Source organism: Pontibacter coccineus (genome assembly GCF_030546575.1).
Lineage (GTDB): Bacteria > Bacteroidota > Bacteroidia > Cytophagales > Hymenobacteraceae > Pontibacter > Pontibacter coccineus.
The window spans coordinates 1-15,660 of sequence record NZ_JAUOTN010000002.1 but is presented as its reverse complement, the minus strand read 5'-3'; the positions used below and the strand labels follow the sequence as shown (position 1 = coordinate 15,660).

Annotated in this window: 17 protein-coding genes and 1 pseudogene; 3 read left to right on the top strand and 15 right to left on the bottom strand. The window is 51.4% G+C overall.

Annotated elements, in window-relative coordinates; translation table 11 throughout:
• Positions 1–55: 55 nt before the first annotated feature.
• A complete protein-coding gene (locus Q4E40_RS03875; protein ID WP_303410177.1) occupies positions 56–724 on the top strand; it encodes a hypothetical protein in 669 nt (222 codons plus the stop codon).
• 17 nt (positions 725–741) lie between these two features.
• On the opposite strand, the gene Q4E40_RS03870 is transcribed toward Q4E40_RS03875, so the two are convergent.
• From Q4E40_RS03870 to Q4E40_RS03855, 4 genes are all read right to left on the bottom strand, one after another.
• Positions 742–1,296, bottom strand: a complete 555-nt coding sequence (locus Q4E40_RS03870) for a DUF4142 domain-containing protein (protein WP_303410176.1) — start codon at positions 1,294–1,296, stop codon at positions 742–744.
• Between the two features lie 103 nt (positions 1,297–1,399).
• On the bottom strand, positions 1,400–3,715 hold the full coding sequence (locus tag Q4E40_RS03865) for a M20/M25/M40 family metallo-hydrolase (RefSeq protein WP_303410175.1): 2,316 nt from the start codon (positions 3,713–3,715) through the stop codon (positions 1,400–1,402).
• Positions 3,716–3,912: 197 nt separating this feature from the next.
• On the bottom strand, positions 3,913–4,692 hold the full coding sequence (locus Q4E40_RS03860) for a TerC family protein (protein ID WP_303410174.1): 780 nt from the start codon (positions 4,690–4,692) through the stop codon (positions 3,913–3,915).
• Between the two features lie 77 nt (positions 4,693–4,769).
• A complete protein-coding gene (locus tag Q4E40_RS03855; RefSeq protein WP_303410172.1) occupies positions 4,770–5,267 on the bottom strand; it encodes a YajQ family cyclic di-GMP-binding protein in 498 nt (165 codons plus the stop codon).
• A 1,004-nt stretch (positions 5,268–6,271) separates the two neighbouring features.
• Here Q4E40_RS03855 and Q4E40_RS03850 point away from each other — a divergent pair.
• The gene (locus Q4E40_RS03850; protein WP_303410171.1) at positions 6,272–6,703 is read left to right on the top strand and encodes a GNAT family N-acetyltransferase; all 432 of its coding nucleotides are present in this window, start codon (positions 6,272–6,274) and stop codon (positions 6,701–6,703) included.
• Positions 6,704–6,715: 12 nt separating this feature from the next.
• On the top strand, positions 6,716–7,276 hold the full coding sequence (locus Q4E40_RS03845) for a lipocalin family protein (protein ID WP_303410169.1): 561 nt from the start codon (positions 6,716–6,718) through the stop codon (positions 7,274–7,276).
• A 39-nt stretch (positions 7,277–7,315) separates the two neighbouring features.
• Here the strand turns inward: Q4E40_RS03845 and Q4E40_RS03840 are convergent, their stop codons facing one another.
• The 11 genes and pseudogenes from Q4E40_RS03840 to Q4E40_RS03790 all read right to left on the bottom strand — a co-directional run.
• Complete coding sequence (locus Q4E40_RS03840) at positions 7,316–8,515, bottom strand: carboxypeptidase-like regulatory domain-containing protein (protein WP_303410168.1); 1,200 nt, start codon at positions 8,513–8,515, stop codon at positions 7,316–7,318.
• Positions 8,516–8,686: 171 nt separating this feature from the next.
• Entirely contained in the window at positions 8,687–9,130 is a 444-nt protein-coding gene (locus Q4E40_RS03835; RefSeq protein WP_303410167.1) for a hypothetical protein, read from the bottom strand.
• A 3-nt stretch (positions 9,131–9,133) separates the two neighbouring features.
• Positions 9,134–9,622 carry a hypothetical protein gene (locus Q4E40_RS03830; RefSeq protein WP_303410166.1) on the bottom strand — a complete coding sequence of 163 codons (489 nt, stop codon included), beginning with the start codon at positions 9,620–9,622 and terminating at the stop codon, positions 9,134–9,136.
• A 30-nt stretch (positions 9,623–9,652) separates the two neighbouring features.
• The gene (locus tag Q4E40_RS03825; protein WP_303410165.1) at positions 9,653–10,168 is read right to left on the bottom strand and encodes a GDYXXLXY domain-containing protein; all 516 of its coding nucleotides are present in this window, start codon (positions 10,166–10,168) and stop codon (positions 9,653–9,655) included.
• Positions 10,158–11,234, bottom strand: a complete 1,077-nt coding sequence (locus tag Q4E40_RS03820) for a DUF4401 domain-containing protein (protein WP_303410163.1) — start codon at positions 11,232–11,234, stop codon at positions 10,158–10,160. The genes Q4E40_RS03825 and Q4E40_RS03820 overlap by 11 nt, the downstream gene beginning before the upstream one ends.
• On the bottom strand, positions 11,224–12,189 hold the full coding sequence (locus Q4E40_RS03815; protein WP_303410162.1) for a DUF2157 domain-containing protein: 966 nt from the start codon (positions 12,187–12,189) through the stop codon (positions 11,224–11,226). Before Q4E40_RS03815 ends, Q4E40_RS03820 begins: the two co-directional genes overlap by 11 nt.
• A gap of 292 nt (positions 12,190–12,481) precedes the next feature.
• Positions 12,482–12,904: an inner membrane protein YiaA gene (yiaA, locus tag Q4E40_RS03810; protein ID WP_303410161.1), complete on the bottom strand. Its 423-nt coding sequence runs from the start codon at positions 12,902–12,904 to the stop codon at positions 12,482–12,484.
• 82 nt (positions 12,905–12,986) lie between these two features.
• On the bottom strand, positions 12,987–13,553 hold the full coding sequence (locus Q4E40_RS03805; protein WP_303410160.1) for a Crp/Fnr family transcriptional regulator: 567 nt from the start codon (positions 13,551–13,553) through the stop codon (positions 12,987–12,989).
• A 262-nt stretch (positions 13,554–13,815) separates the two neighbouring features.
• Positions 13,816–14,826, bottom strand: a complete 1,011-nt coding sequence (locus Q4E40_RS03800) for a TQO small subunit DoxD (RefSeq protein WP_303410158.1) — start codon at positions 14,824–14,826, stop codon at positions 13,816–13,818.
• Between the two features lie 53 nt (positions 14,827–14,879).
• Entirely contained in the window at positions 14,880–15,248 is a 369-nt protein-coding gene (locus tag Q4E40_RS03795) for a hypothetical protein (RefSeq protein ID WP_303410156.1), read from the bottom strand.
• 127 nt (positions 15,249–15,375) lie between these two features.
• Positions 15,376–15,660: pseudogene (locus Q4E40_RS03790) on the bottom strand (ATP-binding cassette domain-containing protein); the annotation flags it as partial.

The following is a 15,660-nucleotide window of genomic DNA, read 5'->3' as shown; positions in this document are numbered from 1 at the left end:
ATGTGCAAACAAACTCCGTATACGCAAATACTGTACACTAAATGCCGAATCAGCCATGGACTCTCCGCAGTACGCACCATACTATATTCAGATAAATGAGCTCTACATAGACACGGTCGTAATAGACGACACGGAGTTCATCACCCTATGGTGTTTTACTGTGCTCGATGATGAGTACAAGTTCATTTACCTGGGCTGCGACTTCACGCAGTTCAACCAGATCCTGATCGGTGCCGGCGACAAAGGCAAGGAAATTGCCCTGCACATGGCCAACGTGCTCAACAGCGACCACGACTCCCCTACCCTGGTGCCCATCAAAGAGCAGTTTGATGACTACCTGGAGCTAACCGGTTTCGACCTGATTGTGTATGAGCCGCTGGCGGTGGATGATGAACTGGAAGATGAATACGAAGATGATGATGACCTGCCGCTGGAGCAACTTTTGGGCGGCGGAAGCAAGCGCTCCGATAACACTTCGCAGAAGTACCTGATCTACCAGCTCGACAAACTATACCCTTCTAAGATCTTCGAGCCCGAGCAGCTGCAGCGCGAAAGCATGACAGAGCAGTTTGAGGATGACTCGCTGGAACTGGCGCAGCTGTACTACGATTACCTCAACGCCTCCGAAAATGGCTACTCGGAGTGCGAGGCCCGTCAGGTGGCGGGCTTGGAGAAAGACCTTTTTTTCCGGATGGCCCGCAAGGCTGCCGATCTTTGGAGCTAAGTTTATACCTGCTATACCTACCTGGCACTGTCGTACCGCGCAGCCAATTGAAGGCGTGCCCGCAGCTGTAGTTGCATCTCATTTACCCAATTCCTGATCTCCTCTTCTTCTGCGCGCAAGAGCGTTTCCTGGTAATGGTCCAACTGTGACTGTTGCGACGTATACACATACGCTTTGTAGCGCTCGTCAAACGCCGTACCGGTCAGTTTTCCAAACTCTTCTACTGTTGCCCTATCTGCCGATCCCAGCGAATCGGGCAGGCTGGTGTGCAGTCCTTCTGCTCTGGCAACCTCCTGCAACTGCTTCATGGCTTGGCTGTAAAAGTCCAGCATTTCGGCGCCAAGGGCTTTTACCGCTTCGGATTGCGCACGCTCAGAAGCCAATCGGGCTAGCTCCGCCTGCAGCATGGTGGTGCTGGCGGCATAGTCTATGAAGGCGGCGCTGCGGCTCATCTCCTTTATAACCGGCGGTGTGTCGGTTTTGACCTGTTCGGTTTTGGGGCTGTCGCCGCAGGCGATCATCAGCAAAAACAGTAGCCCAAAGGCTAGGGTGAGCAGTTTATCGGTGAGCATAAGTCGGGGTGCACAGGGTGTCGTCTATAGCTATACCGTATACCTTGCCTTACAAGTTATGCGGTGTAGCTAAAAACACTCCAAAGTACAGCAATGCCTTGGTTTAGAACCTATACGACTTCCGAACAAGGGTCAGGTTGCTCTCGCGGCCCTGTTCCGGTATAACATGGGCGGGCATTGGTTCACGCACCAGCTCCTGCGGCAACCCGATGCTCACATCATACAGGTATAGCTGCAGGCTACTGCTCTGTTTCAGACGCACTTCCAGCTCAACTTCTTTCGAGTCCGGCAGACCGTGCACCTTGGCATAGTACACGGCTCCCTGCGCTGTTTCCATCGGCCCCAGGGCCAGGGCCTCGCCGTTGATGGCGGCTCCCAGCATCCCGTCTTCCTCTGAAGGCTGCAGTACCAGGTCCAGGTGGGCGGCCCCACGCGGGGACTGCAGCCGGATGGTCAGCACACGCTCGCCGGGGGCGATCGCTTCGTTCACCAGACTGGCTACTGGCGCCTGCACAGGTATAGGCGCTGCTTCGTTTTTCAGGTACTCCCGCGCGGCCATCGGGTATATTTCGGTCAGGGCGCCTGTAGTTGGCTTCGGAAAGAACTGTCTGTTCCAGTCGTCGGTGCGCTTGAAGGCCGAAGCCCAGACGGCCACGCTGTCATCGGTGTTGAGGTAGTAGCTCACGTGGGAGTGCAAGGGCTGGGTGTCTGTTGGCTTCTCTGCTTGTATCGCCCGGAACAGCTGTATGCCGCCTACAAAGAGCAGAAAGACCGGCAACAGCGGTAAGGTACGCCAGCCGAAACTGCGCTCAACTACCATCAACATAGGTATAGCCAGCCCGGCCAGCAGGAGCAGTGTCGCTACCATGGCCACCGGCATCTGCAGGGCAAACACCACAAACAGGAAACGCACCAGCGGCATCAGCATAAAAATGGCGGGCACTATACCTACTAGCAGCACCAACGCATACCCCCACCCAACTGGTTGCTGGTGCAGGTCTCTTAGGAAAAGCACCAGTAAGGCAAGCAGGCAGAATAGCAGCGGAAACATGAACAGATAGGCTGCAGCAGGCACCAGTAGCAAGGCTGCCACCATCAGGGAAAACCAGATCAGGCAGACACCCATGCACAAGGCAAATACCGACATCCAGCGCAGCAGCAGCCAACTCAGCAAAAGCATCAGCCCAAGTGACAGCAGCAGATAACTCATAAAGAAATGCAGGTCGCCATATACTCCGTTGATGTCATGGCTGTAAGGCAGCATGCTTTTTACAAAACTGGTTATCGGGAAAGACAGTCCTGCCACAAGGGATATTACCAGCAGGAAGCCTAAAAAGCCACCTAATAGCTGCTGCCCTGAAAAGGCTTTTCTACGAATCCCCACGATAACACACGCCAGCAACAGCACTGTGGAGAGCGCCGCCCACAGCAAATTCCAGCTGGCCGGGTACTGCACCAGCCAGCTGCCTGCCGGGTTAAAGAAAATCTTGTCCTGCGCCTTGGTGTTGTCGAGCGGCACATTGCCCAGGTGCCGTACCAGTGCCAGCATATTGCTGCCGTGGTGCTGCAGGCTGTTGCGGTCCAGGTTCTCCGGCGAATCGGTCATTTTGTGGTAGTGCACAAAGCCATCGATGATAGCCGAGTTGATGCCCGTATACCCGGCATCTCTGAACACGGTAAAATCGGTGTTGTTGGGCAGGTTGCGGTATACCTCGTACATCATGGAACTGGCAAAGGGGTAGGGCGCTGCCGCGGCAAACTGCTCCACGATCCAGCCGTTTTCGGGGCTTATCTCGAAGGTCATGCTCGGGCCGGCATTGCCGCGCGCCTCCACGTTTACGACCACACCCACTTCCTTCGCCCAAGGGTGCTTCAGAAAAGCCTTGGCCCCGTATAGGCCGTACTCCTCACCGTCGGTCATCAGGAAAATAACGTCGTGCTGCAGTGGTTTGCCCGTTTGCAGGGCGCGGGCTGTCTCGAGCATGGCGGCTATACCTGCGCCATCGTCGCCGGCGCCCGGGGTGTTGGGCTGTGAGTCGTAGTGCGCCATTACCAGCACAGCCTTTCCGCCGGGTTGCGTGCCTTTCAATCGGCCCAGGAGGTTGTACACATAGCCCACGTTGCTGGTTTCGCCCACTGGGTTTACGATCACCGCTTCCTGTACCTCCGGCTGCAACCCCAGAGCCTCCATCTGATTGAACAGATACTGACGTGCCTCCGCATGGCCGGGTGTGCCCATCGCGTGGGGCTGGCTGGCCACTTCACGCACATGCACCATGGCCCGCTCCGCCGAAAAATCGGTGCCTGGCGCATTGGCCGGCAGCGCCTCGGGTGGGCTCATCAGGCTCACGCTATACACACTCAGGCCCACAAGGGCGATCAGCAGAAAAAGGGATACGAGAGAAGGTCTTTTAGACATGGCCAGGTATGAGGAGGTTCTGTACGGTTAATATAGCAAATTTCTATGTATGTCTTTTGCTTTCTCTTGTCGGCCGGGGCACTCTCCTCGCTGTATGTTGGCAATTGCGCCATTGGTAGGAAGAGGGAAAACCCGCAAAAACGAAAGCCCCAACAGGTATACTGCCGGGGCTTTTGCAAATGAGATCATCGGCTTGTTTAAATTGACGGGTCGCCCTCAGGCAGTACTTCGTTCTGACGTAGATGCACCGGGTCGGTTTTCTTGCGCAGCTTCAGGTTGAGCATTTCCACCATCAGCGAGAAGAACATGGCAAAGTAAATATAGCCTTTCGGGATGTGCTGGTGCAGCGCCTCCACTACCAGCATAAAGCCGATCAGAAGCAGGAAGGAAAGTGCCAGCATTTTCACGGTCGGGTGCTTGTTCACAAAATCGCTCACGTACTTGGCAAAAATCAGCATGATGCCCATCGCGATGATCACGGCAACAATCATTACAATGATCTCCTGCGCCAAACCAACAGCGGTCAGGATGGAGTCGAACGAGAACACGATGTCGATCAGGATGATCTGAATGAGCACCTTGCCTAACGTTGCTGTTCCCTGCCCGGCACTCTGACCTTCTACCTCGCCCTCCAGTTTGTTGTGGATCTCGGTTACGGACTTTGCTAGCAGGAACAGACCACCGGCAAAGAGAATAATATCGCGCCACGACACCGGGAAGTCCTCATCGGTAAACGGCAGGTTGATCGAGAAGATTGGGTTGCTGGCGCTCACGATCCAGGCGATGAACATCAGCAGGATGATGCGGAAAACCAGTGCCAGCGCCAAACCAATATTACGCCCTTTGGCCTGTTGGTCTTTCGGCAATCGGCTTACGATGATCGATATGAACACGATGTTGTCGATGCCCAGCACTACCTCCATAAAGGTCAGGGTCAGCAGACTTATCCAGGTGTCCGGATTAGCGAATATTTCCATAAGGTGAGCACGTTGAAGGTTAAATTGCTAATGGTTGCCGTCAGCTAAAACAATTTAACCATTCAAACATGTAATCATTACGATTTCATGTTGACGTACTGAAGCGGCATCCCTATTTCTTCGGCGTTTGTACGCAAAACAGCGATCACTTGCTGCAGATCGTCGATTTTTTTACCTGTCACCCGGATGGTTTCGTCCATGATGGCGGCCGACACCTTCACCTTGCTGTCTTTGATCAGCTTCATGATCTTCTTGGAAGTCTCCTTGTCAATGCCGGCTTTCACCTTGATGTCCTTCTTCACCATGGCACCGCTTTGGTAGGCATCTTTCGAAAAGTCGAGGGCGGTGGCGTCGAGGCCCTGCTTCACCATTTTGCCGATGAGCACGTCTTCGGTGTGCTGCAGGCGCATGTCGTTCTCCATGCTGATGTGCACTTCGTTGTTTTTCTTGTCGAACTCCAGTGAGCCTTTTGTATCGCGGAAGTCGTAGCGGTTCATGATTTCCTTGCGGGCCACGTTTATCGCATTGTCCATGATCTGCGGATCTACTTTGCTGATGATATCGAAAGATGCCATAGTTTTTCGGGTTAGGTTAAATGATAAGATTTACACGGTTTATAAGCTGCAAAGTTATTTATCTAATTGTTGATTGCTAGTTGTTGGTTGGTTGAATTGTTAAATGGTTGAATTGTTGGATGAATGGGATACGCGGGCTTCTCTGTCTGAATCTTTGTAGGGCCCCTTCCCCCAAGGATTTACAGAATTAAAAGATTGACAGGATTTTCATGAACGATTGTCATCCCCCTGCTCCCTCCGAAGGGGGACTTTTCGACCATTGCCGGTTTTTAGGTACAGCTTCTCAGCGACTGTCTTTAATTACTCCCACGGATTATACCCACCCCTGCCCCTCCCGAGAGGGGAATTCCGGCACTACTACTTCGCAGGTATAAGCTTCGCGGCAACTTTCTAAACAATACCAGGTCCAACCGCCCCTGACCCCTCCTTATCCAAGGCGGGGAGCCTGTAGTTACCAATCTAAAGGTATAAGCGCTGTGGTTTCTGTATAACAGTGCACGATTTACACCCCTCTTCGCTCCCCTCAAGGGGAGAATTTCTGCCTATACCAATTTACAGGTATAGCTTCGTAGCATCCACACAGACCCCTGGCAGGTATAGCAAGACTAGCTTGCCCCGGAAGCTATGGAACAGATCACCTAAGCCAGGTGCACTTTGCGACACTCCACTGTCTGAGCGTTCAGCGAGTTTGGAGGGTCTTGATTTTTTTGCTTACTTTTTTCTTTATCGAGGGCCCCTACCCCCATCAAGGAAAAAAGTGAGTGCCCGCCGCACAGGCGAAGCTATAAAACAATGAAGGTTGCTATACCTGAAACAGCCCCCGCTACGCCAGTTACAAACTGGCCATCATGCAAATCCACGTTTGCGCTATTGCCAAACCTGAGGTATTGTGAGAAACAATAAAGTTTATATCTCCTAAGCCCGTTGCCAGGCGAGAACCTAAATCCCGCTATACCTACCACACCATATTTTATATTAAACTTGCATTCTAGAATCGCGACCACATGAAAGTAATAGAACCTGCTACACCCGAGCAATTCAAACAATACTACCAGCTCCGTTACGACACGCTGCGCAAGCCCTGGAACCAGCCGGAGGGCAGCGAGCGAGCTGAGGATGATGAACAGGCCATCCACGCTATGCTCGTAGATGAAAACAATGAAGCTGTTGGCGTTTGCCGTCTGCATCTCAACACAACCGAAGAAGGACAGATCCGCTTTATGGGCGTGCGGTCCGACAAGCAGGGGCTGCGCCTGGGCGATCAGCTCCTGAGCTACCTCGAGGCCCGCGCCCGTCAGCTTGGAGCGACCACCATGACGCTGCAGGCCCGTGAAAATGCCGTAAACTTTTACCGCCGCAACGGGTATGAAGTTGAAGAAAAAACATACCTGTTGTTTGGCTCTATTCAGCACTACAAAATGGCCAAGCAACTCTAACACGTTGCACGTATGGCTTTGGACAAAAACAAAAAGCTTCTCCTGACTGCCGGTGCGGTATTACTCGGCGCTGCCATTATCAGCAGCTGCAGCAGCACAAACGCTCCGCTCGAAACGGTGCCTAACGTGGATCTGGAGCGCTACATGGGCAGGTGGTACGAGATCGCCTCCATCCCGCAGCGCTTCACTAAAGGCTGCCGCTGTACCACAGCCGACTATACCTTCAAAGCTGAGAAAGGCTACGTGGAGGTATACAACTCCTGCCTGAAAAAAGGAAAAACGAGTGATGTGAAGGGAAAAGCTTTTCCGGTGGAGGGCAGCAGCAACAGCAAGCTCAGGGTGCAGTTCTTCTGGCCCTTCAAAGGTGATTACTGGATTCTGGAGCTCGACCCCGAGTACCGCTATGTGATGGTGGGTGCACCCGATCGCGAAAGTCTCTGGTTCCTCTCCCGCACCCCTACCATGGACGATGCCACTTACGCCAGACTAGAGCAAATAGCCAAGGCCAAGGGATTCCCGGTGGAGCGGTTGCAGATGACGGATCAGCAATGCGCCAAAAACCGGATACGCTGAAACACAACCAGTTAAGCTATACCTAAGCCCTGATCGGAGCTAAAGCTTATAATCGAGCGGCAGCATGTCGCCTACTTTCTCCCAGGCCCAGTACCCTTCGAACAGCACATCAAGCGGATTCAGAAAATTGCCAGAGGCTTCTACTTCTACCGCCTCTGCCTGCAAAGAGAATATCGACGTTTGGTAGGTTGGCTTACGGGCGCTGGATCCATTCAAAAAATTAGAGGTACTGCTTACGTAGGCGGGTTCTTCCTGCTCACCGGTATAGACCACTTGCATAAATTGCTCAAAGGACAAACGGGCTTTGCCTCTGCCAGGTGTCAGGTATTCGCTGTAAGGCACAGGGTTTATGTCAAGCCGCTCCACAAAGCGTGGCAAGCGGGCGCGTTTCAGAATGTCGCTGATGCTGTCGGAAACAGGGATCGTGTTGCCACTTGCTCTCAGTTGCGCCCGCGCGCCGGCTATTTCTTCGTCTGTTGGCCGGTTAGGGTTAGGCAAACGGTATAGGCGGCGCAGGTTAAAACCCTCTTCTTCCAGTTGCTTCTGCTGCAGCGTCCGGGCAAAGTGCATGGCCGAACCTCTGTAAGCCGATTCCCTGTTTTTATCCCAGCGGCGCTGTTTGCTTTTGCTGCCCTGCATCGGTTCGTAACGCGGGTACCCCTCGAAGGTAACATACCCCTCTTTTGTTCGGTAGGTAAAGTCTGTCAGCAAGTACTCAACCTTATAGCCCAGCAAACTGTTTTCGATCATCAGCGGTCCTCTGGCTGATACTGACAACACGCCACTGCGCTGGTCAAAATCAATAGTCAGCACTTCCGGGTTTAACAGCTTGCAGCCTCTTGCAATCCAGCTCCGGCCAAGAAAGTTTTCTTTGAACACTTCCAGGTTGTCATACCACTGTGCATCGCGCTTGCCTTGCACTTCTACTACTCCCAGCACATGGGCCTTGGGTGTCAGCTTAAAGAGGATGGAGGGTGGCAGGCTATCGGACTGCACCCGGTGCACCAGCGGCTCGTAGCCCAGGTATGAGACGATGACTTCGTAAGTACCTGAAGGCATCGCAAGCGCAAACTCGCCTTTCTCGTTGGTATTTGTACCCCGCGTAGTCGTGTTCAGGTATACCGACACAAATTCTATGGGATTGTTGGTAGCAGCATCTACCACACGGCCTTTCAGTGTCTGGGCCTGCACTATAACCGTGAGCGAGAAGAAGAAGGCGAAAAGGAGCGCTTGTTTCATATATTTGAAACTACTAATATCTCTTCTCATAATCAACCCTATACTCAGTCTGTGTTCAAAACGCCCGCCGTACCTCCTGCGGACACTTTCAACAATTGCTCCCCTATACCTGTATCATGCGCGTGTACCAACAGGCAAGGCGAATTATGGGTTAACCTGGATGGAAACTGACTATTCAGGACTGTTCACATACACGGAGTCCGCTACTTGAAGAAAAAGCGTGTCCTGCACTTTGTTCGGGAGAGGCAAAGTACGGGCATGCCGGTCAAGCGTAAGAGCTTCGGAAGCGATCGGGTCGCCGGTGTCGCGTTTGAGGGCACCGTTCAGAATGATGAGCTTGAAGAAAAGAATGAAACCGACCACCGCCAGGGCGTGAACCAGCAGTGCTCCCTTGTTATGCATGTCGGCTGGGGTTGCCAGTACACCAATCAACCGCCTGATCAGCAGCACAGCGCCTATCACCAAAACCAACAGCCCCATCATGTGGTGTGCTCCGGGTGCGTGCGCATACTCCCAGCCAAACAACAGGAAGGTGAGCCAGACCAGTGCGCCACCGCCCGCATAGTACGCGAGCCCACGGGCTATACCTGCTACAAACCGCTTTTCGAGGCGCATACCCTAGCTCTGTAGTTTCATGTCGGTCAGGTCGCGTAACTCTGCCTGCAGGTCCTGCGCCACCTGTTGCATCTCCTGCATGGCCTGCTCTTTTGTCTTACGCTGCAGCAGGTGCAGTTTCACGTTATCTGACAGTTTGATGTAGCCGTCGTATCGCTCGAATTGGAAGGTACTCATCGAAGCCCTCGACTCGCTGACTTGCTTGTAGTTGTTGCGTTTCAGAAACAGGAAATCGATACCTGCCAGCGGCAGCATTTTACCGAATGTTATACCTGCAAACCGCACGCCTTCGCGGTAGGTCATTTGTGCCAGGTCGAATTCCGTGCGATAGTGTGTAAACTGCGTGATGATGGCGGTTGGAAGAAAAGCATAGGCCGCTAAGGAGCCATTTATGATCATGGTGACGGACAGAGCGGTGGTGATCCAGCCGAATGCGCGGGCGCTTGCACTGAAGTAGTGGCCTGTGTTATAGCTGTGTCGGGTTGCTGCCATAGGCTTGTAAAATGATCGTCAATATAGGGTTTATTTCTGAGATGCCTGCTCCCGATTCGGCACGATCAGCTGCCTGTTTTCATCATAAAGGCCTACCATTATGCTGTTGCCTTTAGTGTCCACTCTGAGACCGCCATATTCTGCTTTTTCAAAAGTACTGGCCTGGCCTTCCTCAAAAAAGTACGACTCTGCCCCCAGGTTGAGTGACCAACCGCCTTTGCTATACCTGAGCAGTAGCTCGCCAGGGTGCAGCGGCTCTTTCTCTGCCTGATAACGTACCAGCTGCGCTACATTCTGGGAGTCCAGCTGCACGACGGCATAGCCGCGGCTGGGGAGTTTCTCCAGTTCCTGCGTCTGACTAATGGCGTAGCTGAGCACCATGTAGTCGCCCTGCATGAGCGAGCGCGGATCTACCGGGGCCAGGCTGAGCAGCACCAGTTGGCCGTCTTTTAAAACGTCTTCTTTTTCCATAACCGACAAGTTGAAAAAGGCCAGCACTGCCACCAGGTTGACCAGCACGACAATGCTTTTGAGGTTACGCTTCATGGCTTCGTAGATAACGGTTTAACAGGTATAGACCAGCCAGAAAAAGACTGCCCGTGAGCACCAGCACGCCCGACTTGGCCAGGAGCGTCATGTTCAGGTCGTAGTAGTAGAGCACCAGAAAATATGCCAGCGCCAGCAGTCCCACCCAAAGGCCGGTCCGGTGGCCAATGTAAAAGCTGGAAAGCACTACCAGCAAAGCGCCAGGCACTGAGGGAGCCAGCACAGTTGGCAGCAACACCACGGCGCAGCAGGTATAGAAAATGGCCAGCGTTTTCTGATCCTTCACCCCACTCTCGCGCAGCACACGGTGTAGCAACAGCAGCAGACAGCCGATCAAAAACAAACCCGACAGCCAGAAATGGGTGATGTTGGAGGAGAGCAACTTCTGGTGCACAAAGAGCACCAGCGTGACGATCAGGGAGAAGATCAGCCCCATGCGGACTGGCCCGAAAACCAGTGCAAACCGCCGCGACAAGGCCAGCAGTTTGGCTTCGTGCAAACTCATGAAGGTGAGTATACCTGCCAGCACCACGATCAGGGCATGCGAGAGGTTGTATACCTTATGTATGAAAATCAAACTGAGTAAGCTGCCGTTGAGCACCAGTACTGCGATAAACACACAAACAGCACTCCTCGAGAAAACCAGCACCAGCGCTGAAGCTATACCCAAGGTGAGCGCTGCAGCCGTGCCACTATCCGTTAATTGACCGACACCGAACGCCAGCAGCACGTAGCTTGTGATGTTCATCGAAATGCCCAGTGCGTCAGCGGTGGTATCTTTGTTGACGCGAACTATGACTTCTGCCCCGACCAGGAAAATCAAACCAAAAACCAGCATCGCTATACCTGAGCTGAGCAGCGGTGTGCTGGCGATGGCTCCCATCAAGGTACCCATTGCCAGCAAACCACCCAGAATCGTGAGCACCTTCACGGGCCAGCGCTTGAGCAACGAGGTGGAGTGATCAATTTCTGCTGCTATCGCCAGCTCGTCGTAACGGAAGTCGGGTTGCTCCTGTGCAATTTGCTCCAGCACATTGCTCAAGCGTGGATATTCTTTATCGGCCATGCCACTGTCGGTTAAGTTTGCCTAAATACTGAATAAGTAAGGTGATGCTGCCCACCACAAAAAGCGTGGCCAGCAACAGCATGATCTCCGGCACGTCCTCCCCGATCCGCACCAGAATGGCTGTCACCACCGCGATGCAGCTAAAGGGCAGGGCCGTCAGGTAAAAGATATCGCGCACTTTCAAACCATAGGCTATACCTGCGCCATACATGGCCACGCCGAGCACATAAGCCAGTCCATAGTCGTGGTCTATACTTTCGAAAAGTGCTGAGATCATGCTGACGGTGATGACCATGATCGCCGCCAGCCCGACCAGGCGCGGAAACCAGCGGTGCTGTATACCTACGCGGCCTTTTGCAGCCAGCACTTCCCAGATGACAACAGCCACTGCATTAAGGATGAACAGCACATCCATTACCACGGCAAAAGCCCAATATGTGGCCACCTGCTGGGTATAGAGCACGAAAGTGGTATTAAGCAGCATTAGGAAAATGAACCACAGTGGCTGGAATCTCGCTATCAGCACCCACAGCACCACGCACATCGTCCAGCCCAGGAAGAAATCATAGGCATTGGCGCCGGTCTGGTAGATCTGTCCGAATACGGCGAAGAGCACGCCCACCAGCATGGTGCCGGCTGTGAGCAGTACATTCTTCACGGTGCTACTCAGCTTCGTAAACACCGCCGCAAACGTCACGGCCAGTATGAGCATCTCGATCAGGCCCAGTTTCACGAACTTGTGCATGTCGGCCCAGTTGTAGGCGAAAAAGAAGATGATGCCCGAGATGAGAAAGCTTCCCCCAAGCCCCAGCAGAAACAGCCGGACAAATTTCACCCAGTCCTGCGGGCCGGCGTATACCTGCTCTTTGCGGAGCCAGGTGGCTATACCTGCCTCGCGCCAGTTGCTGTGCCGGGCGACGCTGTAGATGATCTCGCGGGTGAGGTGTGGTTTCATAGAATCAATTGAAAAGATGCTGTCATGGTGAAATCTAGGTTAATAGGGTTTATAGCTGTCTCATTTTCGAGAACTATCCCCTTGAGGACAAGTGAGACGTGAGTCGAAACTTGCGACCATTGGTCAACAGGGATGTAGATTCGGTGCTAAAACGCTCATAGCGGGCTAACTTGAGGTATACCTCACAACTAGAAACACCCCTCTGCGCTCCCCTAAAGGGGAGAATTCTGTGAAAAACCCTCTGCATCAAAAATTATCAATTTCAACTGTTGAAGCAATGCGCTACCACACATTAATAATACAACTCCGCGTCCTGTTTTGCCGGCATTTCTCTACCTAAACTGTCGCGGGTATTTTTCTGCACCGCAATGGCAGCGAAAAGGCTTAATAAAAACGACATGCCATAGAAGCCTTTTTCACTCAGGAGCAGATCGGCATTCCAAAGCCCCACCGTTAGCAGCACGATCGCCAAAAGGGTAGAAAACCAGCTGAGCCCGTAATAGATGTTGGTAACCGGTATACCCTCTAGTTGGTCGCGCACGCTTTTTTGGAGCGAGATGGCGGAGAATAAACCAAACATTAAAATGGCAAAATAATAGCCCTTTTCGTTCAGCAGCATGTCGGCGTTCCACAATCCGATGAGGTAGGCGGTGATACCGGTCAGTAAGGTGGCCCAGGAGGCTGCTACAAATGCGTTAGATGGTTTCTGATTCATGTTTGTCTTTCGTTAAGTGATGAATCAAAGGTATAGCAGTCCCTAAATCTTTCTTTTGACAATTGTCAAAAAAGGAAACCCATCAAACCTGGCTCCGGATCCTACTCAACGTCTCCTGACTGATGCCCAGGTAAGAAGCAATCTGCCCGAGCGGAATCCGCTGCAGAATATGCGGCGAGGTTTCCAGTAGCTGCTCATACCGCTCCCGGGCCGTCTTGAACTGCATGGCCATCAGCCGCTCCTCCAGCCGGATATAGTACTGCTCGTTTATGATCCGCACCAGGCGCTCCAGGTCGTGGTGCTGATCAAACAACTGATTCAGGGCTTCGAAACTGATCCCCCACAGGGTCGAGTCTTCCAGGGTTTGAATGTTCTCTATACCTGGCTTTCGGGAGATGAAGCTGTAAAAGGACGTGATGAAGTTATTTTCGAAGCCAAACCAGTACGTCACTTCTTTGCCGTCCAGGTTGTTATAGTATCCACGCAAGCAACCTTGCTCAAGGAAGTATAGCTTATTGCAAACCATTCCTTCTTTCACTAAGAAAGAGTTCTTTGGAACCTCTACCCGCGTTAGTGCCTTGGAAAGCGCCTCCCATGCTTCTACAGAAATAGGGTGGTATTGGGAGATGCAATGGTGTAGTGCATTCATTGAGATGTGCTTTGATTTGGAGATTGGCCAGTGAGTATTTTTTTGAGCAGAAGGAGAAAAGTGAATAGGAGTGAATTTTAGCATATGTGGGTACCACTTAAGACGAGGTGATTTAACCCTACAGCCTGATAAAAATACCCCCGTTTAAATTTAGCAAAAGAATTGTATGAAGCGCTATTACTCCGTCTTTTAGCAATAACTTGTTCTATGCACTTCCTATTCATCTGTGCTGCTACTTCATTTTTACTCCTTAAACAATAAGCTAATCTATAGTAGCCATCCATTCAGCCCCGCTGATGTCGGTCAGTTTCAGGGTATAGTTCTCTTCTATCCGAACATCTCCTAAATCTACCGTAAGGTCGGCTTTTGCACCAAGCGGCAAAATCAAACTATGCTTTCCTGCTTTAATTTTTGCCACATAATGATTGCTAATTCTATCGGCAGGAAACTCAGATAACTCTTTTTGATCTATCGATTTGACCACCTTGTTATTTCCGTCTAACACCTCAATTCCAATCAGAAATGAGCCATACACATCTGCACCTTCCACCCGGAACAGTTGAAAGGTCAGTTGAGAATCATTATGCTGTATATTGGAGATTTCGACTTTTGGCTTTACAGATTTATTATGAAGCGTGCCAAACACACCTCCATGAAAATACTGATTGGTAAACAAAGTAAGCCCAAAAATGAGTATAGACATTACTAGCACCACCGGACGCAGATTTTTCACGGGAAGATGCCCTGACCCTAAAAATGAAAACCACTTCTTTTGGGCAACAGGATACTGATGCTTCATCAGGTAATTATCAAGGGAATAGGCGCCACTGCCCGTAAGAAACAGAACAAATCCACTTGATACACCTAGTACACCGATTTGCCACTCGTCCAGACAAGTCGTGCCAAGCCAACCCGAACCTAATAAAATGCCCATTGCAAGGAAAAACACCCCTACGCTCATCAGTCGGGTAAACAGGCCTAAAATGATGAACAACCCTACAATTGCTTCTACAATCGTAAAAGCTACCATTGAAACCTGCAGGGCGTCGGGGTTTGAAACCAGGTATTCAATAACCGGCTTGATACCTAAGGCATTCGGAAGGAAGTGATTGAATTTTTCGCCGATGTAACCGGCCTCTTCAGGAATAAGTTTGTTGTCTAAGACCAGACGCCTCCAAAAGGCAGAAAAGTAAGTCCAGCCGATTACCCAACGCAAGGGCAATGTAAAAAGTCCGGCTAAGTTATGAGCCGAGCCTTCAGAATGATGTTTCATTGATTTTATATTTTATTAAACGCGAAAAAGTGATGTAACTCCAGATTGAAAAATCAGGCTACATCTAACTTCAGGCGTTTATATAAAATATACTTTGGAGGGCTATTGCCGGAGCAATTTTTTGAATATTTGCCGAATACCTTATCAGCACAAATTGCCACATACTGGCCTTCAGCATCACCAGCGGGTTCAATTTGCTTCCTGGCTTCCGCTTGTGCGACAGTCGAAGTTCGCTGGTCTTGCGAATACTGGCAAGAGTTTATCGGGGTGACGGTTTTTGATTTGTTGAGAGGTTTGGCATATGCCACGTCCACCATCCCGAACAGTGTTCCCTTCACAACACAGGTACTAAAAGCAAACAAAACAAGACACATGAGTAAGATGTGCTTTGTAGTAGCGATATGTTTTGTTGCTTTTGGCATTATTACAAATCTACACATTCCGACTTTGAATTGCCAACCGCTGTGGTTGATGGTCCATTTTGTCCTGGATTATGAACAGTCTTGGTTGTGGCACGTCTTAGTTTGTTTAGGGCACGAAAGGCATGCGTCATACCCTGGCATAGCCAAGTGCCTCAATCTCTTCAGCACTACTGACCAGATGTGTCTTACCGTCCGTTAGCAGGTATAAAGTGTCACAAATATCCAGCACATGCCTGAACATGTGGTCGGTTATGAGCAGGCCTTTGTTTTGCTTCTCTTCCAGAAGGAAGTCCTTTACCTTGTCAATCTGAATGGGGTTCAGGTGGGTAAAAGGCTCATCCAGCATGGCGAACTGCGAGGCCGATTTTACAATTGCATAAATTTCCACCAGCCTTCGTTCTCCACCTGAAAG

Excerpts from the sequence above, each read along its gene's own strand:
- Q4E40_RS03825 (WP_303410165.1), bottom strand. The coding sequence starts at position 10,168 with ATGAAGCGTAACCTCAAAAGCATTGTCGTGCTGGTCAACCTGGTGGCA.
- Q4E40_RS03850 (WP_303410171.1), top strand. The coding sequence starts at position 6,272 with ATGAAAGTAATAGAACCTGCTACACCCGAGCAATTCAAACAATACTAC.
- Q4E40_RS03860 (WP_303410174.1), bottom strand. The coding sequence starts at position 4,692 with ATGGAAATATTCGCTAATCCGGACACCTGGATAAGTCTGCTGACCCTG.
- Q4E40_RS03835 (WP_303410167.1), bottom strand. The coding sequence starts at position 9,130 with ATGCGCCTCGAAAAGCGGTTTGTAGCAGGTATAGCCCGTGGGCTCGCG.
- Q4E40_RS03805 (WP_303410160.1), bottom strand. The coding sequence starts at position 13,553 with ATGAATGCACTACACCATTGCATCTCCCAATACCACCCTATTTCTGTA.
- Q4E40_RS03875 (WP_303410177.1), top strand. The coding sequence starts at position 56 with ATGGACTCTCCGCAGTACGCACCATACTATATTCAGATAAATGAGCTC.
- Q4E40_RS03820 (WP_303410163.1), bottom strand. The coding sequence starts at position 11,234 with ATGGCCGATAAAGAATATCCACGCTTGAGCAATGTGCTGGAGCAAATT.
- Q4E40_RS03830 (WP_303410166.1), bottom strand. The coding sequence starts at position 9,622 with ATGGCAGCAACCCGACACAGCTATAACACAGGCCACTACTTCAGTGCA.
- Q4E40_RS03800 (WP_303410158.1), bottom strand. The coding sequence starts at position 14,826 with ATGAAACATCATTCTGAAGGCTCGGCTCATAACTTAGCCGGACTTTTT.
- Q4E40_RS03840 (WP_303410168.1), bottom strand. The coding sequence starts at position 8,515 with ATGAAACAAGCGCTCCTTTTCGCCTTCTTCTTCTCGCTCACGGTTATA.
- Q4E40_RS03815 (WP_303410162.1), bottom strand. The coding sequence starts at position 12,189 with ATGAAACCACACCTCACCCGCGAGATCATCTACAGCGTCGCCCGGCAC.
- Q4E40_RS03795 (WP_303410156.1), bottom strand. The coding sequence starts at position 15,248 with ATGCCAAAAGCAACAAAACATATCGCTACTACAAAGCACATCTTACTC.
- Q4E40_RS03865 (WP_303410175.1), bottom strand. The coding sequence starts at position 3,715 with ATGTCTAAAAGACCTTCTCTCGTATCCCTTTTTCTGCTGATCGCCCTT.
- Q4E40_RS03855 (WP_303410172.1), bottom strand. The coding sequence starts at position 5,267 with ATGGCATCTTTCGATATCATCAGCAAAGTAGATCCGCAGATCATGGAC.
- yiaA (WP_303410161.1), bottom strand. The coding sequence starts at position 12,904 with ATGAATCAGAAACCATCTAACGCATTTGTAGCAGCCTCCTGGGCCACC.
- Q4E40_RS03845 (WP_303410169.1), top strand. The coding sequence starts at position 6,716 with ATGGCTTTGGACAAAAACAAAAAGCTTCTCCTGACTGCCGGTGCGGTA.
- Q4E40_RS03870 (WP_303410176.1), bottom strand. The coding sequence starts at position 1,296 with ATGCTCACCGATAAACTGCTCACCCTAGCCTTTGGGCTACTGTTTTTG.